Here is a 23,272-nt window from a genome sequence, read left to right as displayed (position 1 = left end):
TGACGGCGCGGTGCAACAGTATTGCTGTCCCACCAGTGTTGTGAAAGCTTCCGTCCAGGAGCGGCGCGGGCTCGGACCGCTGGCGAACAGTGCCGGGGGGGGGGGAGAGGGGGGGGGGGGGGGGGGGGGGGGGGGGGGGGGGGGGTCTCCCCCCCCCCCCCCCCCCCCCCCCCCCCTCCCCCTGCCTTCCGCCTCTGCTCCGCTTCGCTTCGCCCCGCCTCAGTTCCAGGTCCTGGCCCGCAGCGGCATCCCGGACGAGCCGGTCGCGTCCGGGGTCTTGATCGCCAGTACCTGGTTGACGCCGATCTGGTTGCGCTCGAAGGCGACCGCGCTGGCCGCCATGTACAGGCGCCAGACGCGGGCCCGGCCGACGCTGGTGAGCCGGACGGCACGGGACCACCCGGCCTCCAGATTGGCGACCCAGCGGCGCAGGGTGAGCGCGTAGTGCTCGCGGATGACCTCGACGTCGCGCACCTCGAACCCGGCCCGTTCGAGCTGTGTCACGGTCGTCCCCAGGGGCGCGAGTTCGCCGTCGGGGAAGACGTAGGCGTCGATGAACTCGTCGACGGAGTACGTCGACTCGTCGCGCTGCGGCCGCCGCGCGATCTGGTGGTTGAGCAGCCGCCCGCCGGGCTTGAGGAGACGGTTCAGCACCTCGGCGTACTCCAGGTAGCGCTCGGCGCCGACGTGTTCGGCCATACCGATGGAGGAGATCGCGTCGTAGGGCCCGTCGGTGACGTCCCGGTAGTCCTGCACCCGGATCTCCACCTTGTCGGTCAGACCCTCGTCGGCGACCCGCTTACGGGCGTACGCGGCCTGTTCCTGTGACAGCGTCACCCCGACCACGGTCGCGCCGTGCTCGCGGGCGGCGTGGATGGCCATCGAGCCCCAGCCGCAGCCGACGTCGAGGAGCCGCTGACCGGACGTCAGACCCAGCTTCCCGGCGACGAGTTCGAGCTTGTCGCGCTGGGCCTCCTCCAGAGTGCCGCCCTCTTCCCAGTAGGCGCACGAGTAGACCATGGACGGGCCGAGGACGATCTCGTAGAAGTCGTTGCCGACGTCGTAGTGGTGGCTGATGGCTCGTCGGTCGCTGCGCTTGGTGTGCAGGTGGTGACGTCTGCGCACCTCCTCGGCGGGCGGGGCGGGCGGCAGCGGCAGCCCGGCCATCCTCACCAGCCCGCGCACGGCGGCGCGCACCTCGGGGTCGCGCAGCGCCTCCCCGAGTCCGCGCGTGTCCTCGCCGCGCTCCCAGACGAGCCCGGAGATCAGGTTCAGGGCGGTGTACAGGTCGCCCTCGACACCCAGGTCGCCGGAGACCCAGGCGCGGGCAAGCCCCAACTCGCCCGGTTTCCACAGCAGACGGCGCAGGGCCCGCCGGTTGCGGACGACGAGCGCCGGAGCCCCGGGCGGGCCCGCTTCCGAACCGTCCCAGGCGCGGATGCGCAACGGGAGCGGGGCTCCCAGCAACTGTTCGACAAGGCTGTTGAGCCGCGGCGCGGCGTCCTGCATCGCGTACACCTCCGAGACAACACTCCCGAACGCTCCGACACCACGTAAACATCTACCCGCTCAGCGCGCAGTCCCCCTTCCGCGTTACAGATTCGCAAAATACATGTACGCGCCATGCTTCACGTCCGGGTTTTGCGCACCCCGCTTCACGCACCCCCTTCACGCGCCACGCGTCACGGCGCCGTACCGCGTGTTCCGGGAAACGCCGAAGGGGCCGCCCGCACCACGGATGGCGGGCGGCCCCTTCGGGGCGTTCGGTGACCGGAGGTCAGGAGGCCTTGGCCTTCTCCTCGGTCTTGGCGGCGGGCGCCGGGGCAGCCGCGGCCGGAGCCGGCTTGGCGGCCTCGTAGAACTCCTCGCGAGGAGATTCCATGGCGCCGAGGGAGACGACCTCGCGCTTGAGGAACATCGCGAGCGTCCAGTCCGCGAAGACGCGGATCTTGCGGTTCCAGGTCGGCATGGCCAGACCGTGGTAGCCACGGTGCATGTACCAGGCGAGACGGCCCTTGAGCTTGATCTTCGTCTTGCCCAGGACGATCATCGCGACGCCCTTGTGGAGGCCGAGACCGGCGACCGCGCCCTTGTTGGCGTGCGCGTACTCCTTCTGCGGGAAGCCCCGCATACCGGAGATCACGTTGTCACCGAGGATCTTGGCCTGACGCAGCGCGTGCTGGGCGTTCGGCGGGCACCAGGCGTTCTCGACACCGGCCTTGCGGGCGGCGACGTCCGGCACCTGGGCGTTGTCGCCCGCGGCCCAGATGTAGTCCGTGCCCTGCACCTGGAGGGTGGTCTGGGTGTCCACGTGGCCACGCGGGCCGAGCGGCAGACCGAAGCGGGAGAGAACGGGGTTCGGCTTGACGCCGGCCGTCCAGACGATCGTGTTGGAGTCGACCTCGAGGCCGTTCTTCAGCACCACGTGACCGTCGACGCAGGAGTCCATCGAGGTGGAGAGGTAGATCTCCACACCGCGGCTCTCCAGGTGCTCCTTGCCGTACTGGCCGAGCTTGGGGCCGACCTCGGGGAGGATCTTGTCCGCGGCGTCGACGAGGACGAAGCGCATGTCCTCGCGGGACACGCTGCTGTAGTACTTGGCCGCGTCGCGGGCCATGTCCTCGACTTCACCGATGGTCTCGGCGCCGGCGAAGCCGCCACCCACGAAGACGAAGGTCAGCGCCTTGCGGCGGACGTCCTCGTCCGTGGTGGAGTCGGCCTTGTCGAGCTGCTCGAGGACGTGGTTGCGCAGGCCGATGGCCTCCTCGATGCCCTTCATGCCGATGCCCTGTTCGGCGAGGCCGGGGATCGGGAAGGTGCGGGAGACCGCGCCCATCGCGATGACGAGGTAGTCGAAGGGCAGCTCGTACGCCTCGCCCACGAGGGGGGCGATCGTGGCGACCTTGCGGTCCTGGTCGATGGTGGTGACCCGGCCGGTGAGGACCTCCGCCTTGGGAAGTACACGCCGCAGCGGGACGACGACGTGCCGCGGGGAGATGCTGCCGGCGGCGGCTTCGGGGAGGAAGGGCTGGTAGGTCATGTACGACCGGGGATCGACGACCGTGACGGTCGCCTCTCCGTAGCGCATCTGCTTGAGGATGCGCCGAGCTGCGTACAGGCCTACGTACCCACCGCCTACTACGAGGATCCTGGGACGCTCCGTGGTGCTCATGCCATCGAGTATCCACCCGCTTCAGGGGGGTCGCTCGTGCGCCCCTTCACAAGCATGAGCAGGGGCTCTGCTACACTCCGCCGCCCACCTGATCGAGGTCATGGCAGCCGGGGGAAACCACCGTACGGTTCGTACCGTTGTCAACACCGCGTGAGCTGCGGTCCAACCCGTTCAGCCCAGCGGACCACACCCCTGTTTCACCACCCGGAAACACGGCCGCAACGCTCCTTCGAGCATGCTGCCGCACCGCCTGAGGCCTACGGAAGGGCCCAAGTGGCCCCTTCCTCGCCCAGCAGGGCTTTTTTCCTTGTGAAGAACTTCACGAAGTTTCTCGACGGGGCCTTCCCTGAGGGGTTCCACACCCCCTCGGACACGCTCATACGTTATCCGACGCGCTCAGCCGAGGCTACTGATCGGTAGCGAACGAGACCGGAACCACGCCCCCGCGACGCTGCCGAAACATCGCCGGACACCGCGTCCGGAGCTCCCCACGGCCCCCGTGCGTCCCGGAAGGACGACGGGCCCCGGTCCCTCGGGAAAGAGGTACCGGGGCCGCCCCACGTCCGTTCTCGACGCGTCAGCGTCTGTCAGTCGCCCTGCCTGCCCGCTTCGGCGTCTTCCGCCACCTTGAAGGCGATCCCGTCGAGGATGTCGTGCTCGCTGACCACGACCTCCTCGGCCCCGGTCCGCTCCATGATCGAGAGCAGCACGAGGGCACCCGCGCCGATCACGTCCACCCGGCCCGGGTGCATCGAGGGGATCGCCGCGCGCTCGGCGTGCGTGGAGCGCAGCAGCCACTCGGTGATCTCCCGGACGCGCGCGAGGGAGACCCGCGAGTGGTGGATCCGCCCGGAGTCGTACTCGGCGAGGTCCAGCGCGATCGCCGCGACCGTGGTGACCGAGCCGGCCAGCCCCACCAGGGTGCGCGCCTCGCGCAGCGGGACCGTCTCCTCGGCGAGGTCGAGGGCGGCCTCGATGTCGGCGCGCATGGCCGCGACCTGCTCGGCGGTGGGCGGGTCGGTCACGGCACCGTCGCGCACGAGGTGACGTTCCGTCATCCGTACGCAGCCGATGTCCACGGAGCGTGCCGCGCGCACCCGCTCGGCCCCGACGACGAACTCGGTCGAACCGCCGCCGATGTCCACCACCAGGTAGGGCGTGGCGAGGTCGTCGCGCCCGGCCAGTTCCCTGGTCGCGCCGGTGAAGGAGAACTCCGCCTCCTGGTCCCCGGTGATGACCTCCGGCTCGACGCCGAGGACGTCCAGCACCCCGCGTACGAACTCGTCCCGGTTCTCGGCGTCCCGGGAGGCGGAGGTGGCGACGAAGCGGAGCCGCTCGGCGCCGTGCTCCTTGATGGCTTCCGCGTACGCGCGGCAGGCGGCGAAGGTCCGCTCCAGCGCCTCGGGGGCGAGCCGGCCGGTGCGGTCGACGCCCTGGCCCAGCCTCACGATGGTCATCCGCCGGTCCAGGTCGACGAGTTCGCCCGTCGCCGGGTCGGCGTCGGCCACCAGGAGCCGGATGGAGTTCGTACCGCAGTCGACGGCGGCGACGCGGGTCACCGGCCGTCCTCGCCGGACTCGCCGGACTCGGTGGACTCGGTGGACTCGCCGGACTCGACGGGCCTGAAGGCGAACCAGCCGGCGTCGGCGCCCTCTCCGGACGTCGACACCTGCCACCCGTCGCCGGAGGGCGGTCCGGCCGGGGTGACGCACGCACCCTTGCGCCACCACTCGGGCAGCATCGCGATGGCCTCGTCGCCGAGCGGGTTGACGCCCGGCCCGGCGGCCAGCGAGTGCGCGACCAGGACGTGCAGGCACTTCACCCGGTCCGGCATACCGCCCGCGCTCGGGAAGCCCGCCAGGACCTCGATGGCGTCACGGCGCGCGATGTAGTCCTCGTGGGCGGCGCGGTAGGCCGCGGCCAGTTCGGGGTCGGTGGCCAGCCGGTCGGTCATCTCCTTCATGACCCCGTTGGCCTCCAGCGTCCCGATCGCGGACGCGGCCCGCGGGCACGTCAGGTAGTACGTGGTCGGGAACGGCGTCCCGTCGGGGAGGCGGGGCGCCGTCTCCACGACGTCCGGCTGACCGCAGGGGCAGCGGTGCACGATCGCGCGCAGGCCGCGCGGCGGCCGGCCGAGCTGCTGCTTGAAGGCCTCGACGTCGGCGTCGGTGGGCTCGGTGCGCGGGGTGGTCGGCGGAGGCGTTTCCATGCCGTGAGTCACGTGTCTTTCTGGTCAGTTCATGGGTCGTCACTGGTCGGCGGCGTCGGACTTGTCCACGCCGTCCCAGACATTGGTGTACCAGGGGCGGTCGGCGGTGCCCCGTTCGGCGCGGGCCTGCTTCGCCGCGTCCGGGTCGATCACGACGTAGCCGGTCTCGCCCGGCATCACATAGTGCAGCCGCTGCCGGATCTGCTGCTTCGCGTACGCGTCGTCCTGCCAGCGTGCCTTGAGGTCGCGCAGCTGCTCGACCCGCTGCCCGGCCTGCTCCTGCTGCCGCTCCAGGTCGGCGACCTGGGCGCGCTGGGAGACGTACTGCCGCATCGGGTACGCGAGGGCGACGATCAGGGAGCACAGGACCAGGGCGAGCAGCGCGGCCCGGCCGGTCAGCCGGGAGCGGCGCGCCTGCCGCTTGGTCTGGGAGCGGTAGACCCGGGCCGCCGTCTGCTCGCCGAGCAGCTTCAGCCTGGTCGAGGTGGAGAACCGGTCCCGGTCCTTCACGGCCATGAGTCCCGCCTCCCCAGTACTGGCCCGTCGTACGGGCCCGTCACACGCGTACGTCCCCGCACACGGTACGGGACCGGGTGCGGGGACGTACGGAGGACGCTTCCTGAGCCGGTGAGGGTCAGTCCTTGAAGCGGGGGAACGCCGAGCGGCCGGCGTACACCGCGGCGTCGTCGAGGATCTCCTCGATGCGCAGCAGCTGGTTGTACTTGGCGACGCGCTCGGAGCGGGCCGGGGCACCGGTCTTGATCTGGCCGCAGTTGGTGGCGACGGCCAGGTCGGCGATGGTGACGTCCTCGGTCTCGCCGGAGCGGTGGGACATCATGCACTTGTAACCGCTGCGCTGGGCCAGCTCGACGGCGTCGAGGGTCTCGGTCAGCGAACCGATCTGGTTCACCTTGACGAGCAGCGCGTTGGCGGTGCCCTCCTCGATGCCACGGGCCAGCCGCTCCGGGTTGGTGACGAACAGGTCGTCGCCGACGATCTGGACCTTGTCGCCGAGGCGGTCGGTGAGGACCTTCCAGCCGGCCCAGTCGTCCTCGAAGAGCGGGTCCTCGATGGAGACGAGCGGGTAGGCCGCCACGAGCTCCTCGTAGTACTCGGTCATCTCGGCGGCCGAGCGGGACTTGCCCTCGAACTCGTACTTGCCGTCCTTGTAGAACTCGGACGCGGCGACGTCGAGCGCGAGCGCGACCTGCTCGCCGGGGACGTAACCGGCCTGCTTGATGGCCTCGAGGATGAGGTCGAGCGCGGCGCGGTTGGAGTCCAGGTTCGGGGCGAAGCCGCCCTCGTCGCCGAGGCCGGTGGACAGGCCCTTGGACTTCAGGACGGACTTGAGGGTGTGGTAGACCTCGGTGCCCCAGCGCAGGGCCTCGGAGAAGGACTCCGCGCCGATCGGGGCGATCATGAACTCCTGGATGTCCACGTTCGAGTCGGCGTGCGACCCGCCGTTCAGGATGTTCATCATCGGAACGGGCAGCAGGTGCGCGTTCGGGCCGCCCAGGTAGCGGAAGAGCGGCAGGTCGGACGCCTCGGAAGCGGCGTGCGCGACGGCGAGCGAGACGCCGAGGATGGCGTTGGCGCCGAGCGAGCCCTTGTTGTCGGTGGCGTCCAGGTCGAACATCGCCTGGTCGATCAGGCGCTGCTCGGTGGCGTCGTAGCCGACGAGCTCCGGGCCGATCTGCTCGATGACGGCGAGGACGGCCTTCTCGACACCCTTGCCCTGGTAGCGGTTGGGGTCGCCGTCGCGAAGCTCGATGGCCTCGAACGCTCCGGTGGAGGCGCCGGACGGAACGGCGGCACGACCCGTGCTGCCGTCGTCGAGGCCGACCTCGACCTCGACCGTGGGGTTGCCTCGGGAGTCCAGGATTTCCCGGGCTACGACGACGTCGATGGACGGCACGAGCATCTCCTTCTGGGATGTGACGCGGGTATGCGGGGCTTGGCAGCCCCGCGGGATGAGCCTATCCGGCCCGAGGGGATCGGCCAGCCGATCGACCACCCCTTGAGCAGAAGTGAGAGTACATATTGTTCCTGAACGGAACAAAAAAAGAAATGAAAAACCCCGCTCCGGTGCGTGCGGGGGAACACGCACCGGAGCGGGGAGCCCGTGGGGACGGGGGCCCTCGGCGGGCCTCCGGAGTGGAGGCCCGGCCTGCGAGGGAGCCATCATGAGCTGTCATTCAGCCGGGGCATCTGGGGCGATGCCGCGCACGGCCGGGACCACGGTCGCCCTCCGCCGAAGGCGACCCCGTCGGGCCGGCGTGCGGCCGCGCTCAGCCGAGGTGCAGCTGCTGGCCCGGGTAGATGAAGTCGGCGTCGGCGACGATGTCCTTGTTCAGCTTGAACAGCTTCTGCCAGCCGCCCTTGACGTGCTTCTTCTCAGCGATCGAGCTGAGGGTGTCGCCCTTGACGACCTTGTACTCGCCGTCACCCTTCTTGACCTTCTTGCCGGTCGGGGTGGTGACGGTCTTCTGGGCGGCGGGGCGCTCCGCGGAACGCGAGGCGGCCTGATCCGTCGTACGGGTGGTGGTGGCGCTCTGCGAGCCGCTCGACGAGGAGGATCCGGAGGAGGTCGACGGGGTCGACGGGGTCGAGGTGCCACCGCTGTACGCGGCGCTCGACAGGCCGGTGCCGCAGGTCGGCCAGGCGCCCTTGCCCTGCGCGGCGAGGACCTTCTCACCGATGGTGATCTGCTGCGACTTCGAGGCCTGGTCGGCGGTGGAGGCGTAGGCGGTGCCGCCGTACGCGGCCCAGGTGGAGGCGGAGAACTGCAGGCCGCCGTAGTAGCCGTTGCCGGTGTTGATCGACCAGTTGCCGCCGGCCTCGCACTGGGCGACGGCGTCCCACTCGGAGGCGGTGGCGGCGGAGGCGTTGCCGGCCACCATCAGCGGGGCGGCGATGGCGACACCGGTGACACCGGCGAGCGCGGCGACGCGGGTGGCCTTGTTCGGACGACGGTGCTTGCCCTTGCTGGAAAACAGCATGGAGTGATCCCCTCACCGACGCCTGCGAGGTGAGCTGTCGGGTTCGGGCCGGTTGAGTTGCCCGGCCGCGTGCCGTCGGTCCCGTCTCCAGGACGTCCGACACGCGACTTAACCCCAAGCCGTTCCCGGGTGTCTCTCAACTCCCGGTCCCGGCGCCTACCTTGGGTCCCCCGCTCCTGCCTACGGCGCATGACGCGACGACTGTTCCCGTACGGCCGCTGGCAGGATTCGGCGTTGTGACCGTCGGGGCCCGCTGTGGCGAGCGGTCACGACCGTAAGCAGTCGATCGGCGGAATATCAAAGACGATCAGGGCTTCTGAGACCCATCTCTCAGTTGCACCAAACCGGACATTCCACAGCGAACCGTGACGTGAACTCCCGCTAGTTCTGCACCGTTTCGGCGGTGACGGCAATGCTCCGACCGGGGACGATGAGGCCGGGACCGGCGTCGGTCGCCCCGCTGTCCGCGGCGGACTGGCCACCCCATCCGCCTTCGAGGCCGAGGACGTCGGAAACGTTCCAGAGGTTCGTGCTGACGTACGAGTTGTCGACGCTGTCGCTCGGGGTCACCGAGGGGCCCGGGGTGCTCGACGCGTGCCGCCCCGTGGCGCTGTCGGCAGGGCTGCCGGTCGCGCTCCCCGTGGCGTCTCCGCCACGATGGCGGCCGGTGCCCGCACTCGCGGTGTCGGAGGCGTTCGAAGAGGCGCCCTTCTGTCCGGACTTGCCCGACTCGTCACTCTTGTCGGTCGCTCGGCTCGAAGCGCTGGGGCTCGGCGAGGCGTCAGGCTTCGCGGTGCTGTCGGTCGCGCCCGAGGAGTCGGCCGAATCGCTCGAACCGGCCAGGTTCGACAAAGGGGATGAGCTGGGCGAAGTAGACAAACCGGATGAGCTGTACGAACCAGCGTCACTCCCGGCGCTCGACGAGCCGTCGGCCACGCCCGTGTCGACCTGGACCCCGGCCGAACCCTCACTGAGCCCGGAGAGCGGTCCGCAGGTCGGCCAGGCCGCGAGGCCCCGGTCGTCGAGCAGCTTCTCGGCGACGGCTATCTGCTGCGAGCGGCTGGCCTGGTCGGCCCTCGGGGCGTACTCGAGACCGCCGTACGCCTCCCAGTCCGCCTGGTCGAGCTGGAGCCCGCCGTAGTACCCGTTGCCCTGGTCGGCGCTCCACGCGCCGCCACTCTCGCACTGCGCCACCCGGTCCCAGGTGGTCCCGTCGGCCGCGCTCGCACCCGACGCGGCGAGCAACGGGATGACGATGGCCGATCCGGTCACCCCCGCGGCGACGACGAGGGCTGGGGCCTGACGAGGGCGACGGTGACGGCCGTTCCCGGAGAGCATGCGGAAGCCTTTCGCGTGACAGCGGGGGACCACCGCGGCTCCTGCGAAGTGCTGAAGCGGAGCCGCCGCGTTGATGGGTGAAGGTAGCCGCACTCGATCACTTGTCACAAGTCGATGCAGTACAGATCACGTGAAGATCACAGATTTGATGGAGCGTCATGTTCCGGTAGCCGGAAGGGTGCCCTTTCCGGTATTCGGAAGAACTCCCTCGACGGGGGTTCCGAAGGGTCGCCGATGAACCGATCAAGCACTATTTGACCGGGGTGAACTCCACAGGAAGCGTGCGCAATCCGCGCATAATGAGCCCACCACGCCAGCGCAAATCGGCTGATTCTCCAGCGAGTTGCAGGTCGGGAAGGCGGTTGAGGAGCGTGCCGAGCGCGGTCTGCCCCTCCAGACGGGCCAGCGGGGCGCCCAGGCAGTAGTGGATGCCGTGGCCGTAGCCCAAGTGCTGAAGGTCACGCCGCGCGAGGTCGAGCGTGTCCGGCCGCTCGAAGCGTTCGGGGTCACGGTCGGCGGCGGCGAGGACCACGAGCACGGGGTCGCCGGCCGCGATGTCCTGCCCCCCGATCCGCACGTCCTCGGTCGCGAACCGCCAGGTGGCCAGTTCCACGGGCCCGTCGTAGCGCAGGAGTTCCTCGACGCCCGTCTCCAGCAGCCCGCTCTCCCCGGCCGCGAGAGAGTCCTGGAGACGCGCCCGCTGCCCGGGATGGGTGAGGAGGGCGTGCATCCCGTTCCCGATGAGATTGACCGTGGTCTCGAACCCGGCGAACAGCAGGATGAAGGCCATGGCGGCGGCCTCGTTCTCGGTGAGGTGCTCGCCTTGGTCGGAGGCGCGGATGAGCCCGGAGATGAGGTCCTCGCCCGGTGCGGGCTCCGCGGTCAGCGCCTCGCGCTTGCGGTGGATGAGCTCGGCGAGGTACCCGCGCATCTTCTTGACGGACCGGGCGACCCCGCCCCTCGGCCCGCCGCCGTGCCGGATCATCATCCCCGCCCAGTCCCGGAAGTCGTCCTGGTCCTCACGCGGGACGCCGAGCAGGTCGCAGATGGCGTAGATGGGGAGCGGGAAGGCGAACTCGTGGATGAGGTCGGCCGAGCCCCTGGCCGCGAAGTCGTCGATGAGCCGGTCCGTCAACTCCTGCACCCGTGGGGCGAATTCGGCGACGCGCCGGGGAGTGAACGCCTTGCTGACGAGCCGCCGCAGCCGGGTGTGGTCCGGCGGATCGATGTTCAGCAGGTGCGTCATCAGCTCGGCCTTGCGCTCCCCGGGAATCCCGGTCCTGCCCTTCGCGTGCGCGGGCTCGTCGTGATGCGCGGGATTCTTCGACAGCCGCTGGTCGGCGAGCGTCTGCTTGGCGTCGGCGTACCGCGTGACGAGCCAGGCCTCCACCCCGCTGGGCAGCCGGGTGCGGTGCACGGGCGCGTGCTCCCTGAGCCAGGCGTAGGCCGGGTAGGGATCGGTGGCGAACTCCCAGGTGAAGAGTTCGGGGGCGGCGCTGGCGGAGGCTTCGTGCTCGGTCACTCCTCGACCGTATCCGCAGGAGGCCGGGGACTCCGGGCCGACCGGTGATCGGGCGGCGCACGGCCGGTGATCGGACGCCGAGCGGGCGGAGATCGGGCAGCGGCCGGCCGGCGTTCAGGCAGCGGCCGATCAGGCGACGATCAAGCGGCGTTCGCCTGGCGTTCGGCGGCGCCTGGGACGCGCGGTCAGGAGTGCACGGTAGCGACGGAGGCCTCCCCCGCCCACTTCGCCCCAGGCTGTCCTGACATGGCCGACTGTTTGACTCCGCCTCTCGACACCTCCCTACATTCACGCAGTGGACCCCGAAATACTCAGATCCAGCTTCGCGGTCGTGGAAAGACGGGCCGAGTTCGCGGTCAAGTACTTCTACTCGCACCTCTTCCGCCACAACCCGGAGCTCCGCGCGCTGTTTCCGGCGGACCTCCCGCAGGACATGGAACGGCAGCGGGACCGGCTCTTCGCGGCGCTCACGTTCGTCATGGACGGACTGGACGATCCGGACCTGCCACGCTATCTACGGGATCTCGGGCGCGACCACCGGAAGTACCTGACCCAGCCGGAGCACTACGCGTCCGTGGGCGCGAGCCTGATCGCCGCGTTCGCGGTCGTCGCGGGCTCGGCCTGGAGCGCCGAGGCCGAGAAGGCGTGGGGCGACGCGTACGGGTCGATCGCCCAGCTCATGCTGGAGGGCGCCTGGGAGGCCCAGCACCAAGGCGAGCCCCCCTGGTGGGACGCGGAGGTCGTCTCCCGTACCCGGCACGGCGACGACCTCGTCGTCCTCACCCTGCGGCCACGGCAACGGCTCACCTACTCCCCCGGTCAGTACGTCAGCGTCAGCGTGCCCCATCTGCCGTGCGTCTGGCGTCCTTACTCCCTCGCCAACGCGCCCCGCGCCGACCGCACCGTCGACCTGCACATCAGCCGCGTCGAGGACGGCGTGCTCTCCACCGCCCTCGTCCGGCGGACCCGCGTGGGCGACATCCTGCGGCTGGGCGCACCCGGCGGCGGCCTCACCCTGCGGACGCCCGCCGACCGGCCCCTCACCCTCATCGCGGCCGGCACGGGCTGGGCTCCGGTGAAGGCCCTGCTGGAACAGCTCGAACCCGCCCACGAGGCCCGGCTGTTCCTCGTCGCCCGCGACATCGCGTACCTCTACGACCAGCCCGCCGTCGAACGCCTGCGGGCCAGGCTCCCCCATCTCGCCGTCACCTACATCACCCCCGCGCCCGGCCGCCCCAAGGCCCAGGCGACCGAACGGCTGCTCACCGCGCTGGGCAACCGGGCCGGCTGGACCCGGCACGACGTCTATGTCGCCGGTCCGCCCGATCTCGTAGAGGAGGTCGGCGAGACCCTTCCCTCCCTCGGCACACCGGCCGACCGCGTCTTCCACGATCCGCTCCCGCCGACCGGAGAGAACCGTCCCCGCCCGGTGGGAGCGGCGGAGTGGCTGCTCGACCGCCCTCCACCGACCTGGCACAACCCGAGGGGCCGCACCCCGGGGGCGTGACTCGGACCCCTGTCAGGCGTCCTCGCCGCCGGTCTCCACGAAGCCCTCCGCCGCGCGGATCGCGTCCCGGTACGTGCGTGCCGCCGCTCGCAGCGCCGCCTCCGGGTCCACGCCCGCGGCCTCGGCGCGCACGGCCATCGCCAGCAGCTCGTACCCCACGCCCTCCCCTTCGGGCAGCGGGACGTCAAGTCCCGCCGTACGCACCCGGGACGACAACTTCGCCGACAGGGCAAGACCCGGCTGGCCGAGCGGGACACCCTCGGTGACAGAGGTGCGCCGCTTCTCCTCGGCCTTGGTACGCAGCCAGTGCTCCTTGACCTCCTCGGGCGTCGTGGCCGTCTCGTCGCCGAAGACATGGGGGTGCCGGTGGATCAGCTTGGCGACGATGCCGCCTGCCACGTCGTCGATCGAGAACGGGGCCTCCTCGTGCTCCTCGGCGATCCGGGAGTGGAACACGACCTGGAGCAGGACGTCGCCGAGTTCTTCGCGCAGTTCGTCCCGGTCGCCTTCCTCGATGGCCTCGACGAGCTCGTACGCCTCCTCGATGCCGTACTTCGCCAGGCCCTGGTGCGTCTGCTGGGACGACCAGGGGCACTCGACGCGGATGCGGTCCATCACCTGGACAAGGTCGAGCAGCCGGGCGCCCGGCAGGTCGTACGAGGCGGGGAGCAGCTCCAGATCGGGCATCCGTATGCGGCCGGAGCCCGCGAGCCGGGCCAGCCCGTCGGTGAGCCGGGGTTCGCCCTCCCCGCCGGCGACGACGACCAGCGAGCGGCCGCCGGCGCACGCGTCGACCAGTTCCCGCGCGGTCGGGGACTCCTCGTCGACTCTGATGCCGGCCTCGCGCAGATACGGCACCTGCGGGTGCGCGGGGTCCGCGCACAGCACCTGGTCGGCGCCGTGCAGCGCCTGCCAGGCCGGCCAGGACAACAGACCGGGCGCGACACGGTGGCTGGTGGTGAGCAGGACGATGCGGCCGGGGCCGGCGGCGGTCGCGTCGGCAGCGGTCCGCTCACTGCCCGGAGCGGCCCCCGTCGGTTCACTGGTTGCGTTCACCCCTCGAACGTAACCCACGCCACGGACACCCCCCGAGTTGTCCACAGGGCCCGGGGGACGCCGTCGATCGACGGCTAAGCGGGCTGCTGCTGGGTCCCCGCCGACGAGACGTCCCGCAGCCACGGCGTCTTCGCGTCGACGCGGCTGCTCTTCTGGACGTCCCAGGCGCCGTAGCGCGGGTTCAGGTCGACGTGGAGCTGCTTGGAGGCGGTGGACATCGCCTTCCAGAAGGTGGCCTTGCCGTCGGTGGTGTTCATGTCGACACCCAGTGCGGCGGCGAGTTTCCGGGCCTCGATCTCGGTGCGCAGGCTTTCGTCGAGGCGCTTGGGCGCCACACCGTAGTTCGACAGCCAGGCCGTCTCCAGCGCCTTCGGGCCGCCCGCCTGTTGTTCGAGGGCCGCCCGCATCTGCTGGGAGTCCTTGCGGGTGACGGTCACGCCGGCGTTCTTAGCCGCCCGGTCCAGCACCCGGTCCAGGACCATGCCGTGCAGGGTGTCACGGGTGAGGGTGCCGGTGTTGGCGATGACCTGCTCGTACTGGGCGTCGTCCTTGCTGGCGGCCCGCTGCGCCGAGCGCACCTCGTTCACCCGGCCCTCCAGTTGCGCGACGGTGATCCGCCGGCCGTCGACGACCGCCGCTGCACCCGGATGGGCGTCGCTGCCACAGCCGGTGAGCAGAGGGGCCGCGGCGACGATCGCGGCGGAGAGGACGAGCGCGGTGCGACGGCGGCGGTGCAAGGAAGCCTCCCGAGGAGATTGTGCGACGGTGCACAAAGTCTTGCGGTGATCGATGGTAGGCAGTGGCCCGCCTCTCGGCCAGCCATTCGACCAACGATTCACCACGACTTCAGGCACCGTCGCGGCTCCCCCGCCTCACGGGACGCCCACGGTCCGCCCGTACGAGTGACCACGACGGGTCGATCACCCGGGGCGAGTCCGTCAGCCGGTGATGGCGACCGGCGCGTCCCAGGCGTCGCGGTCCACGGTGATCGTGGTGCCGCCGATGGTCTCCTTGCTGTTGACCATGTACTGGTGGGCGCGGCTGTGGCCGGTGAACTGGGTGGCGCCCCAAGGCCAGTCGGTGGTCGTGGTGTTCACCTTGTCCCACAGCGCGTACCAGAGGTTGCCCGGCAGATCCGTCTTGTCGGTCGCGGTCGCGATGGCCTTGGCGCTGGAGCTGGTGAAGCCGTAGTACCCGGTGCGGAAGGTCTTGGCGTGCAGGGTCTTGTCGAAGGCGCGCACGTACGTCAGCACGGCGTCGTTGCAGGCCTTGTCGGTGGTGTCGTACGACTCCATGTCGAGGTAGACCGGGCTGCCGGCCTTCATCCCGAGGGCGGTGGCCTTGGCGACCGCGTCCGCGCCGTCGGTCGCGCCCATGGACGCGGCGGTCGAGGCGGTGAGCTTCTCGGGGCTGCTCCCGGTCTGGCAGGACGGCTGGGCGCCGACGTAGAGCGGGATGAGCTTCCAGCCCAGCGTGCTGACCGACTTCACCCAGGACGCGGTGAGGTTGGGCTGGCCGCATCCGCGGTTCTTGCCGCCGATGTACACGGCCGCCGCTCCGTAGAAGCCGGTGTGCCAGGCCTTCATCGCGGTCAGCGAGGGCGCGGCGCAGGTGTCGAACGCGCGGCCCGTGAAGGTCCTCTGGGCGGGCCAGGTCGTGGCCGCCATGGAGGTCTGCGCGGCGATACCGGCGCCGGCGACGACGGCGGCCCCGGCCACCCCCCACGTGATGTATCTGCGCTTCCTCGACTGGCGATGATCGGACATGTCCCCTACCCCTGGTTGTTCCGGTGGTGCCGGCCGGTTGCGCGACGACAGCGCACGCGGCGCGCAAGGAGGCGCCCACGGCACGAAACAGAGCGCAACTTAACTGGACGCGCATGCCCGTTCGGGAAAGAAAGCCCCTGGAAAGTCACAAGATCCTCTCAGGGCACGGCAAAATCTAGCCGCGCACCTGCCCCAGCCATTGCAATGCCCCCCGGATCTCGGCCGCGAGCGGGTGTCCGGGGCCGTGCAGCCGCTCCACGTCGTTCAGCAGCCGGGCCAGTGTGTCGCCGGCGGCGGCCTGGTCTCCGAGCGCCAGCAGCAGGTGCCCGATGCGGCGGCGGACGTCGAAGGCGAGTTCCGGGTCGCCGACCGCGTACTGGTTCTCGTAGTACGGCAGCAGCGCGCGGTACTCGGCGAGCGCCGCCGCCGGGTCGCCCAACTGCTCCAGACATTGGGCGGATTCGTAGCGATAGCGCAGGGACTGGGGGTCGGCCATGCCGGACTCGGCGGCGCGTTCGTCGGCGAGGCGGCGCAGTTCGGGCAGCGCGCGCCGGTACTGGCCGTCGTCCATGAGCGTGGCCGCGTACTGCTTGCGCAGAGTGCGGACGACCGGGGAGTGCTCGCCGTGCTGCTGTGCGGCGGTGGGCAGGATCGCGCCGAGGACGTCGACGGCCTGGGTGACGCGGCCCTCGCCCAGAAGGCGCTTCACCTCGTCGACGGCGCCGGCGACATCGGGCTTGTCGGCGTCCCGCGCGACGGGGGCGGGCCGGGGTGCGGGCGTGCGCGCGCGGTCCGGCCAAGGGGCGTGCGGGCGCAGGAAGGGGCGCGTGGGGTCGAGCGGTGCCCCGGTGGGGGTTCCGCGCGTGGGCAGGAGCGGCGCCAGATGCTCGTACACCTCCTGCGCGGAGGCGGGCCGGTGCTGCGGGTCCTTCGCGAGCAGCCGCAGAACCAGGTTCTCCAGCGCCTCCGGGACCTCGGGGCGCAGCCCGCGTACGGGCGGCGGCGGCTCGTACAGATGCCGGTGCAGCACCCCGAGCGCCGTCGAGCCCGTGAACGGCACGTCGCCGCTGAGGAGTTCGTGTATCAGCACACCGAGCGCGTACAGGTCGGTGTACGGGCCGACCGCGCCGCCCATCGCCTGTTCGGGCGCCATGTAGGCGGGCGAGCCGATGGGGGAGCCGGTGTGCGTGAGGCGGGTGGTGTCGGTGTCCATGACGGAGGCGACGCCGAGGTCGAGGACGGTCACGGTGCCGTCCTGCTTCACCATCACATTGCGCGGCTTGAGGTCACGGTGGACGATCGGCACGGCGTGCACGGCGCTCAACACCGCGCACAGTTGCGCGGCGACCGCGACCGCCCACTGCCACGGGTAGGGGTCGTGTTCGGCGAGGTGATCGGAGAGGTCGGCGCCGTCGACGTACTGCATGACGAGGAACAGCTCCTCGCCCTCGCTGCCCGCGTCGTGCACGGTGACCAGGCCGGGGTGGTCGACCTGGGCGGTCACCCGGCACTCGCGCGCGAAGCGGCGGCGCAGTTCGTCCGCCTCCTGGCCGACGATCTTGTCGGGGCGCAGCAGCTTCACCGCGACGCGCCGGTCGAGCCGTCGGTCGTAGGCCGTCCAGACCTGGCCCATGCCTCCCTGCCCGATGAGCGTGGCCAGTTCGTACCGGCCGGCGACGACGCGACCGGCCGCCGTCACCGTCCGCCCTCGTGTCCGCCGTACCGCGGGTCCTCGTGCTTGCGCAGATAGTCGCTGAGTTCGTCGAGCTCGGCGCGCACCTGGTCGATACGGGCGGGTGTGGCTCGCCGTGACGGGGGCTGGGGCATGGAGGACTGGGGCATCGGGGACTGGGGCATCGGCGTGTTCGGCAGGTACGCCTGCGGTACGGGAGGCTGCGGCTGCGGCTGCGGCTGCGGCTGCGGCTGCGATACGGGCATGCCCGGGTACGGCGGCGCGGGCGGCGGATAGCCGTACGGCTCGCGGGCGGTCTGTATATGGGGCGGCCCGTAGCCCGTGAACCGCTGCCCCGCGTTGTGGAAACGGATGTCGCTGACCAGGTAGTACGCGACGCTGACGGCGCCGACGGTCAGTGCGACGGTCAGTGCGACATCGCCTCTGGTGTCGCTCTCCGGCACCGTACCGACGATCATGAGCGCGCCGATGGTCACCGGCAGCGACAGCCAGGCCGCCGCCCAGTCGAACCACCGCCCGCGCTGGAGCGCGACCCGGAACAGCGGAACAGCGGCGAGCAGACCGCACGACAGGACCACGGCGGCGGCGAACAGCACGCGCAAGGTGATGACGGTTCCCGCACTGCGGGTGGGTGGCGCCCCGTCGTGGCCGTACATGACTGCTCCCGGGCCTGGGTTCGATGTCGGAGTTCGAGCGTATAGGCCGACACCGACGACCGGTCCCGGGTTGTACGGAACCGTTGTCATGCTGATCACCTCGTACGACACCGCAGGTGACGTCGGGTGGCGGGCGCGCGGTGGCCCGGGGCGGGGGCGGAGCGCGCGGGGCTCAGCCCGGGGGCACCGTCCCGTCCGTCAGCCCGTCGTACATGCCGCGTACGAGCTGGTCCCCCAGCCTGCCCGCGTGCCTGAGCACCCGCTCGAACTCGTCGAGCGCGCGGAACCGGGCGCCGTAGCGCCGCTGTTCGTCCAGTGGGAGGCGGGGCAACTGCAACCGGCGCACGTCGAGCCGGGTGGCGGTGGACGCGTAGCTGCTGGCCTGGCGGTTGTTGGCGGTGCCCCGCAGGAACCCGGCGAGGAACCACGGGTCGAGCGCCGCGGGATCGGGGTGCAGGAGCACGAGGTTGCGCCCCAGGACGGCGCCCGCGGTCGTGCCGTCGACGACGCGGACCACCGAGCCGCCGCCGAGCACCGGCACGACGACGTCGCCCGCCTCCGTCAGCACGGCTTCCTCGTCGGTCTCGGGCAGCGTCCCCGAGGGGCCGGTGCCGGCGAGCACGTCGTGGTCGGTGAGGACGGGTACCCGCGCGTGACCGCCGTTTCCGCCCGTACGCATCACCAGGGCACTCCCGCGGGCGAGTTCGCCGACGGTGGTGAGCGGCCAGCGGGCGGGCCGGGCCGTCACGGCGGGGGGCGGGGTGAGACCGGTGGTCAGGCGCAGCGTCTCGTCGAGGCACTCGCGCACGGCCGCGAGCTGTTCGGCGCCGTCGGCCGCCGCCGGGGGCGGGAGATGACGGGCCGGGGCGAGGTCGACGTCGTCGTCGAGGAGTTCGATGACGGGCACGGAACGCGCCAGACCGGGCCGCTCCGGGAGCGTGCCGTCCCGGTCGTGGGCCCACCAGGTGTCGAGCACGACGTCTCTGACGGCCTGCCAGTCGGGGCCGCCACGCCCCTCGCCGGCGAACTGCCCGGCGTCGGCGAGCAGCACCTCGGGCCGGCTGGGCGCCTTCTCGGGCCGGCGCAGCACCCACAGGTGCAGGGGGATGTTGTACGGGGGTGCCGCGCCGACCGGCAGGGCGACGACGGCCCGCAGCGCGCCGCGGCGCAGCAGGTCGGCGCGGATACGGCGCCCGGAACGGCGGGAAGCGGTGGCGGGCGGCATGAGCAGGACGGCGGTGCCGCCGTCCCGCAGCCGGGCCAGCGCGTGCTGCACCCAGGCCAGCTCGGACTCGGCGCGGGCCGGGAAGCCGTACTCCCAACGGGGGTCGTAGGCCAGTTCGTCGTGACCCCAGTTGCGTTCGTTGAACGGGGGGTGGCACAGGACCGTGTCGGCGCGCAGCCGCGGAAACGCGTCGGCGCGCAGGCTGTCGCCGACGGCCGCTCGCACCGTGGCCCGCCCGTGGAGGGCGAGCCGGAGAGCGGTGAGCACGGCGAGTTCGGGGGCGCTGTCCTGGGCGTGGAGCTCCTGGCCGGGGCGGGCGTCGAGAGCGCACAACAGGGCGCCGGTGCCACAGGCCGGGTCGAGGACGGTGCGGGCGGGGCCGGCGAGGTCGGCCATGAGGCGGGCGAGTTCGGTGGGGGTGGTCGTGAACTGGCGCGGGTTGGCGTCGAGGTGCCGCCCGAGCAGGAACTCGAAGGTCTGGCGGGCGCCCAGCTCGGCGGCGAGCTCGGCCACGCCGCGCAGGAGGGGGATGGAGGGGAGCAGCTGGGGGCCGGTGGGGAGAGGCACCGCGAGGGCGGCGGGGGTGGCAGGGACGGCTGAAGCGTGCGGGGCCGCCGATCCTCCTGAAGCGACTTCCGGAGTGTTCACAGTTTGAGTGTTCACAGTTACCGGTCGATTCACAGTCGACAGCTGGTCCGCGCCCGTCCCGGCGTGAACACCACGTTCAGCTCGCACCCCGCCGAACCGCAGGACGGCCGCCTGCTCCAGCGCGGCCGGCAGCAGCGCGGCGAGGCGCTCGTCGGAACCGGCGCTCACCTCCAGCCAGACCGTCGGCCGTTCATGGATGAGCAGCAGCACGCAGCCGGCGTGGGCGAGTGCGGTGGCCGGGCCCTGGGGGTGGCCGGCGAGTTGCTGCCACACGCGTTCCCGCAGTGGCACTTCGGCGAGTTTGCCCTGGTCACGCAGCCAGGCCTCGACTTCGGCGAGCGCGAACGACGGGCTGGTCTCCGTACCGCCGACGGGCTTGGGGAAGTCGGTGTGGCGACGGCGCCAGTTGCTCACGGCCGCGCGGCCGACACCGGCCAGTCGCGCGATTCCGGCGGCGGTCACCTCGGTCGCGTTGTCCTGCACTCGCTCCGCTCCTCTCGTCCCGACTCGTCCCTGTGTGGTGTCGAGCATACCGACGGAGGCGAGATCTACCCGTTCACACTGTGCACACAAGAGACTGAGGGAATCGTGTTGACTCGATTCACAGGCTCTGGTCTTATTGACCCAGCGAACGAGCGGCCGCCGTCGAGGCGCCCGCCGGGGGAAGGGAACAGTCGTGGGCATGAAGGGCAGGGCCGCGCTGAGTGCCGCCGTGGGCCTCGTCGTCATCGGTGTCGTCTCGGCGAACGCCGGCGACCACAGCCGCAAACCCGACCGCACAGGCGGCGGCGTCGGCAGGGGCTCGGTATCCACGACTCCACAGCCCGGCGCCCGGCGGCACACCGGTTCGGCCGACGCGGCCGAAAAGGAAGAGAAGGCTCGCTGACCGGCCGCCGTACGCCCCGCACGTCACACCGTCCCGGCGCCACACGCGCCGCAGCACATCGCACCGCACCCGCACCCGCACCCGCACCCGCACCGCTTCGACTCTGCCCGGCCTGCGTGCGTTCAGAGTCCCGCAACCGAAGCCCTGCCCGACGGGCACTCGGCCCGTTCCGACCTCACCTTCGAAGGACAGATCCCGATGCGTCATCCCTCCCGTGCCGCCAAGGCGCTGCTCGCCGCCGCCGTGCTCCCGCTCGCCCTGACGGCCTGTTCCTCCGCGACCGGCACCTCGTCCTCGTCCGCCACGGCGGCCAAGCCGGCCAAGGACCCCAACGCCGGTCTGCTGACGGGCGCGCGGCTCAAGAAGGCGCTGGCGCCCGCGTCCTTCTTCGCCACCGGTTTCGCGGTCGACCCCAGCGCCGCACGGGACTCCGGCACCACGTACACCGCGCCTAGTTCCTCCCCCGCGCCGAAGCCCGACTGCGCCCTTCTCGGCGGCACCGGCTGGATAGCGATCACCGGCGACTCGGGCGTCTCCTTCGCCCAGAACGACTACGTCAGCAAGAACACGTCCGAGGACATCGCGCAGGAGGTCGACACCTACCGCGGCACGACAGCGGCGACCGTGATGGCCGACCTGAAGAAGGTCGTCGCCGGTTGCGCGTCCTACACCGACTCGGACACCCACACCAAGGTGAAGGTCACGGGCTCCGACACCTCCGGTCTCGGCGACGCCGCGTACACGATCACCCTGACCGACAGCGCCTGGCAGAACGGCTCGACCCTCATCGCCGTGCGCTCCGGAACGGACGTCGTCACGGTGATGTCCACCGACGGCAAGGACAACGGCGCGGCCACGGCGAAGAAGCTGGCGGACCGGATCGTGACGTCCCTGAAGGGGGAACACGCGCACGCGTGACCCCTCGGATGGGAGCATGACGCCCCCGAGAGGTTTCTCGGGGGCCCGGGAGCCTTCTCGGGGGCACAGGGTCTTCGGGGGTGTGATGGACAAGCGCTTGGAAGCCAGCTGGTTCCAGCGACTGGCGTGGTCGGTTCTGGCGGTCGGGTCGTGCGGCCTGCTGGTGTGGGTACCTTTCCTGTACGTGGCGATCCGCCGGGGGCGAGGGTCCGACTGGGGCGCCTTCGCCTCGTTCGCGCTGTACGAGGTGGGGTCACTGTCGTTGGCGAACATCCCGGCGGACAAGGGAAATACGGCCTTGGGCCTGGTCGCCCTCTCCACTCTGGCCGTGGCCGTGTGGCTGCTGACAGGCCCGCTGTTCGACAAACCCGCTCCGAGGAACGCCATGACCGGCGCCGGCCCTGCCCCCTGGCCCGCCCAGGCAGCCGGCAACCCGTACATGCGCTGACACCCGGCAACCCGTACACGCGCCGGACGATCCTCACCGTCCACGCCCGTCCCCACCTCGTCACCAGGAGTCCCTTTCCCATGGCCATGAACGCCCGCCGCACCAGACAACTGCTGGAAGCGTCGGCCCCCTTGCTGATCCCGGGCGAGCAGGTCGAACTCACCAGCCTGGCCAGCGTCGGTACGGTCTCGGTGCGCAAGCAGGCCCTCACCACGATCGTGGTCGCGGTGCTCACCCTGGGCATGGTGATGGCGACGGTCAGGCCGCGCGCGGTCTACGTCGTCCTGACGAACCAGCGGATCCTGTTCTTCGACGGCAACCGGGGCGGAAAGCCGGGCAAGCTGCTGATGAACATCGCGCGCCCGTACGTCACCGCGACCGCGGCCAGGAAGGCCTTCCTCGGCCTGAAGGTGGTCACCCACCTGACCATCGAGGGCCAGGAGGGCTCCCTCAAGGTCGACTTCCCGGTCCAGACCCGCGCCGACGGCCATGTGTTCGCCGGGGCCCTGCCGGTCACGCGCTGACACACTCCGGGGCCGCCTCCCACGGCGGCCCCACCTCGCACCACAGCAACTTCCCGCTCCTGCCGAACAGGTCGTCGCAGAGCGCGTATCCGCCCCAGGCGTCGGCGTAATGGCATACGAGGAACAGCCCCCGCCCGCCGTCCGCCTCGGCCGGCACGGGATGCGGCGTGCCGTGCCGCTTGTCGAACGGGGGCGGGATGTGCGGGTCGGCATCCCAGACGCCGACCCGAAGACGGCCGCCCCCAAGAGCCCGGAGCCGCAGCATCGCGGGCCCGGCGGAGTGCCGGTAGGCGTTCGTGACGAGCTCCGAGGCCAGCAACTCCGCCGTATCGGCGATGCGAGCCATTCCGTGGCCGTTCAGCACGGCCCTGAGCGTCACCCGGGCGACGCGCGGCGCGAGCGGATCGTGCGGCAACTGAAGGGCGTACGCCCAAGACGGGGACGCATCGGACTTCTCCGGGGATACGGTGACCATGAACGCCTCCTGCGGTGGGGGTATTCGGGTTCGCTCTACTGGTCCGGCGGGGCGGTGGCATGTCGCGGGGGTACGTACCCGCACACACGTGGGTGTAGCGGGGCAGCGCGATGCGCTTCCGGCTTATGGGCGGGGCGAGTTGAGCGGCTTGAACACCACGACCGTAGGGCTAAAAGTGATAGCCCTGCTACCTTCAACGTGATAATCCCTGCGGATTCACTCATGTGAGG

At 71.0% G+C, this 23,272-nt stretch carries 21 protein-coding genes and 1 riboswitch; of the genes, 5 read left to right on the top strand and 16 right to left on the bottom strand.

What is annotated here, in order from left to right; genetic code table 11:
• Nucleotides 1–219: 219 nt before the first annotated feature.
• The 9 genes from ACZ6KY_RS31945 to ACZ6KY_RS31905 all read right to left on the bottom strand — a co-directional run bounded on the left by ACZ6KY_RS31945 (nt 220) and on the right by ACZ6KY_RS31905 (nt 11,240).
• The gene (locus tag ACZ6KY_RS31945; protein ID WP_469313742.1) at nt 220–1,509 is read right to left on the bottom strand and encodes a class I SAM-dependent methyltransferase; all 1,290 of its coding nucleotides are present in this window, start codon (nt 1,507–1,509) and stop codon (nt 220–222) included.
• 268 nt (nt 1,510–1,777) lie between these two features.
• On the bottom strand, nt 1,778–3,172 hold the full coding sequence (locus tag ACZ6KY_RS31940) for an NAD(P)/FAD-dependent oxidoreductase (RefSeq protein WP_469313741.1): 1,395 nt from the start codon (nt 3,170–3,172) through the stop codon (nt 1,778–1,780).
• Between the two features lie 587 nt (nt 3,173–3,759).
• Complete coding sequence (locus ACZ6KY_RS31935) at nt 3,760–4,731, bottom strand: Ppx/GppA phosphatase family protein (RefSeq protein WP_469313740.1); 972 nt, start codon at nt 4,729–4,731, stop codon at nt 3,760–3,762.
• Nucleotides 4,728–5,381, bottom strand: coding sequence for a DUF501 domain-containing protein (locus ACZ6KY_RS31930; protein WP_469313739.1), 654 nt, complete (start codon nt 5,379–5,381; stop codon nt 4,728–4,730). Before ACZ6KY_RS31930 ends, ACZ6KY_RS31935 begins: the two co-directional genes overlap by 4 nt.
• 39 nt (nt 5,382–5,420) lie before the next feature.
• Nucleotides 5,421–5,897, bottom strand: coding sequence for an FtsB family cell division protein (locus tag ACZ6KY_RS31925; RefSeq protein ID WP_469313738.1), 477 nt, complete (start codon nt 5,895–5,897; stop codon nt 5,421–5,423).
• A gap of 118 nt (nt 5,898–6,015) precedes the next feature.
• On the bottom strand, nt 6,016–7,302 hold the full coding sequence (gene eno, locus ACZ6KY_RS31920) for a phosphopyruvate hydratase (RefSeq protein ID WP_261703999.1): 1,287 nt from the start codon (nt 7,300–7,302) through the stop codon (nt 6,016–6,018).
• Nucleotides 7,303–7,669: 367 nt separating this feature from the next.
• Entirely contained in the window at nt 7,670–8,380 is a 711-nt protein-coding gene (locus ACZ6KY_RS31915) for a transglycosylase family protein (protein ID WP_469313737.1), read from the bottom strand.
• 4 nt (nt 8,381–8,384) lie between these two features.
• Nucleotides 8,385–8,578: riboswitch (cyclic di-AMP (ydaO/yuaA leader) on the bottom strand.
• 183 nt (nt 8,579–8,761) lie between these two features.
• A complete protein-coding gene (locus ACZ6KY_RS31910) occupies nt 8,762–9,718 on the bottom strand; it encodes a transglycosylase family protein (protein WP_469313736.1) in 957 nt (318 codons plus the stop codon).
• Between the two features lie 250 nt (nt 9,719–9,968).
• Nucleotides 9,969–11,240 carry a cytochrome P450 family protein gene (locus ACZ6KY_RS31905; protein ID WP_469313735.1) on the bottom strand — a complete coding sequence of 424 codons (1,272 nt, stop codon included), beginning with the start codon at nt 11,238–11,240 and terminating at the stop codon, nt 9,969–9,971.
• A 295-nt stretch (nt 11,241–11,535) separates the two neighbouring features.
• Here ACZ6KY_RS31905 and ACZ6KY_RS31900 point away from each other — a divergent pair, with 295 nt between their 5' ends.
• Nucleotides 11,536–12,747, top strand: a complete 1,212-nt coding sequence (locus tag ACZ6KY_RS31900) for a globin domain-containing protein (protein WP_469313734.1) — start codon at nt 11,536–11,538, stop codon at nt 12,745–12,747.
• A 12-nt stretch (nt 12,748–12,759) separates the two neighbouring features.
• Here ACZ6KY_RS31900 and ACZ6KY_RS31895 read toward each other — a convergent pair whose 3' ends face one another.
• The 6 genes from ACZ6KY_RS31895 to ACZ6KY_RS31870 form a co-directional block, all read right to left on the bottom strand.
• Nucleotides 12,760–13,803, bottom strand: coding sequence for a nucleoside triphosphate pyrophosphohydrolase (locus tag ACZ6KY_RS31895; protein WP_469313733.1), 1,044 nt, complete (start codon nt 13,801–13,803; stop codon nt 12,760–12,762).
• A gap of 74 nt (nt 13,804–13,877) precedes the next feature.
• A complete protein-coding gene (locus ACZ6KY_RS31890) occupies nt 13,878–14,540 on the bottom strand; it encodes a SurA N-terminal domain-containing protein (protein WP_469313732.1) in 663 nt (220 codons plus the stop codon).
• 201 nt (nt 14,541–14,741) lie between these two features.
• Nucleotides 14,742–15,569, bottom strand: coding sequence for a glycoside hydrolase domain-containing protein (locus ACZ6KY_RS31885; protein ID WP_469313731.1), 828 nt, complete (start codon nt 15,567–15,569; stop codon nt 14,742–14,744).
• Nucleotides 15,570–15,744: 175 nt separating this feature from the next.
• A complete protein-coding gene (locus tag ACZ6KY_RS31880; RefSeq protein ID WP_469313748.1) occupies nt 15,745–17,202 on the bottom strand; it encodes a protein kinase domain-containing protein in 1,458 nt (485 codons plus the stop codon).
• Between the two features lie 62 nt (nt 17,203–17,264).
• Nucleotides 17,265–17,918, bottom strand: a complete 654-nt coding sequence (locus tag ACZ6KY_RS31875) for a hypothetical protein (RefSeq protein ID WP_469313730.1) — start codon at nt 17,916–17,918, stop codon at nt 17,265–17,267.
• Nucleotides 17,919–18,090: 172 nt separating this feature from the next.
• Nucleotides 18,091–20,274: an N-6 DNA methylase gene (locus ACZ6KY_RS31870; RefSeq protein WP_469313729.1), complete on the bottom strand. Its 2,184-nt coding sequence runs from the start codon at nt 20,272–20,274 to the stop codon at nt 18,091–18,093.
• A gap of 199 nt (nt 20,275–20,473) precedes the next feature.
• Here ACZ6KY_RS31870 and ACZ6KY_RS31865 point away from each other — a divergent pair, with 199 nt between their 5' ends.
• The 4 genes from ACZ6KY_RS31865 to ACZ6KY_RS31850 all read left to right on the top strand — a co-directional run bounded on the left by ACZ6KY_RS31865 (nt 20,474) and on the right by ACZ6KY_RS31850 (nt 22,567).
• A complete protein-coding gene (locus ACZ6KY_RS31865; RefSeq protein ID WP_469313728.1) occupies nt 20,474–20,677 on the top strand; it encodes a hypothetical protein in 204 nt (67 codons plus the stop codon).
• A 198-nt stretch (nt 20,678–20,875) separates the two neighbouring features.
• The gene (locus ACZ6KY_RS31860; RefSeq protein ID WP_469313727.1) at nt 20,876–21,595 is read left to right on the top strand and encodes a hypothetical protein; all 720 of its coding nucleotides are present in this window, start codon (nt 20,876–20,878) and stop codon (nt 21,593–21,595) included.
• Nucleotides 21,596–21,680: 85 nt separating this feature from the next.
• Nucleotides 21,681–22,043: a hypothetical protein gene (locus ACZ6KY_RS31855; RefSeq protein ID WP_469313726.1), complete on the top strand. Its 363-nt coding sequence runs from the start codon at nt 21,681–21,683 to the stop codon at nt 22,041–22,043.
• 80 nt (nt 22,044–22,123) lie between these two features.
• Complete coding sequence (locus ACZ6KY_RS31850) at nt 22,124–22,567, top strand: hypothetical protein (RefSeq protein ID WP_469313725.1); 444 nt, start codon at nt 22,124–22,126, stop codon at nt 22,565–22,567.
• On the opposite strand, the gene ACZ6KY_RS31845 is transcribed toward ACZ6KY_RS31850, so the two are convergent.
• Nucleotides 22,557–23,042, bottom strand: a complete 486-nt coding sequence (locus ACZ6KY_RS31845; RefSeq protein ID WP_469313724.1) for an ATP-binding protein — start codon at nt 23,040–23,042, stop codon at nt 22,557–22,559. The two genes, ACZ6KY_RS31850 and ACZ6KY_RS31845, sit on opposite strands and share 11 nt — an antisense overlap.
• Nucleotides 23,043–23,272 lie beyond the last annotated feature (230 nt).

Source organism: Streptomyces sp. NPDC042002, assembly GCF_055588305.1.
This window is presented reverse-complemented; position numbering and strand designations above follow the sequence as displayed.

Excerpts from the sequence above, each read along its gene's own strand:
- ACZ6KY_RS31945 (WP_469313742.1), bottom strand. The coding sequence starts at position 1,509 with ATGCAGGACGCCGCGCCGCGGCTCAACAGCCTTGTCGAACAGTTGCTG.
- ACZ6KY_RS31940 (WP_469313741.1), bottom strand. The coding sequence starts at position 3,172 with ATGAGCACCACGGAGCGTCCCAGGATCCTCGTAGTAGGCGGTGGGTAC.
- ACZ6KY_RS31930 (WP_469313739.1), bottom strand. The coding sequence starts at position 5,381 with ATGGAAACGCCTCCGCCGACCACCCCGCGCACCGAGCCCACCGACGCC.
- ACZ6KY_RS31925 (WP_469313738.1), bottom strand. The coding sequence starts at position 5,897 with ATGGCCGTGAAGGACCGGGACCGGTTCTCCACCTCGACCAGGCTGAAG.
- eno (WP_261703999.1), bottom strand. The coding sequence starts at position 7,302 with ATGCTCGTGCCGTCCATCGACGTCGTCGTAGCCCGGGAAATCCTGGAC.
- ACZ6KY_RS31915 (WP_469313737.1), bottom strand. The coding sequence starts at position 8,380 with ATGCTGTTTTCCAGCAAGGGCAAGCACCGTCGTCCGAACAAGGCCACC.
- ACZ6KY_RS31910 (WP_469313736.1), bottom strand. The coding sequence starts at position 9,718 with ATGCTCTCCGGGAACGGCCGTCACCGTCGCCCTCGTCAGGCCCCAGCC.
- ACZ6KY_RS31885 (WP_469313731.1), bottom strand. The coding sequence starts at position 15,569 with ATGTCCGATCATCGCCAGTCGAGGAAGCGCAGATACATCACGTGGGGG.
- ACZ6KY_RS31880 (WP_469313748.1), bottom strand. The coding sequence starts at position 17,202 with ATGGGCCAGGTCTGGACGGCCTACGACCGACGGCTCGACCGGCGCGTC.
- ACZ6KY_RS31875 (WP_469313730.1), bottom strand. The coding sequence starts at position 17,918 with ATGTACGGCCACGACGGGGCGCCACCCACCCGCAGTGCGGGAACCGTC.
- ACZ6KY_RS31865 (WP_469313728.1), top strand. The coding sequence starts at position 20,474 with ATGAAGGGCAGGGCCGCGCTGAGTGCCGCCGTGGGCCTCGTCGTCATC.
- ACZ6KY_RS31860 (WP_469313727.1), top strand. The coding sequence starts at position 20,876 with ATGCGTCATCCCTCCCGTGCCGCCAAGGCGCTGCTCGCCGCCGCCGTG.
- ACZ6KY_RS31855 (WP_469313726.1), top strand. The coding sequence starts at position 21,681 with ATGGACAAGCGCTTGGAAGCCAGCTGGTTCCAGCGACTGGCGTGGTCG.
- ACZ6KY_RS31850 (WP_469313725.1), top strand. The coding sequence starts at position 22,124 with ATGGCCATGAACGCCCGCCGCACCAGACAACTGCTGGAAGCGTCGGCC.
- ACZ6KY_RS31845 (WP_469313724.1), bottom strand. The coding sequence starts at position 23,042 with ATGGTCACCGTATCCCCGGAGAAGTCCGATGCGTCCCCGTCTTGGGCG.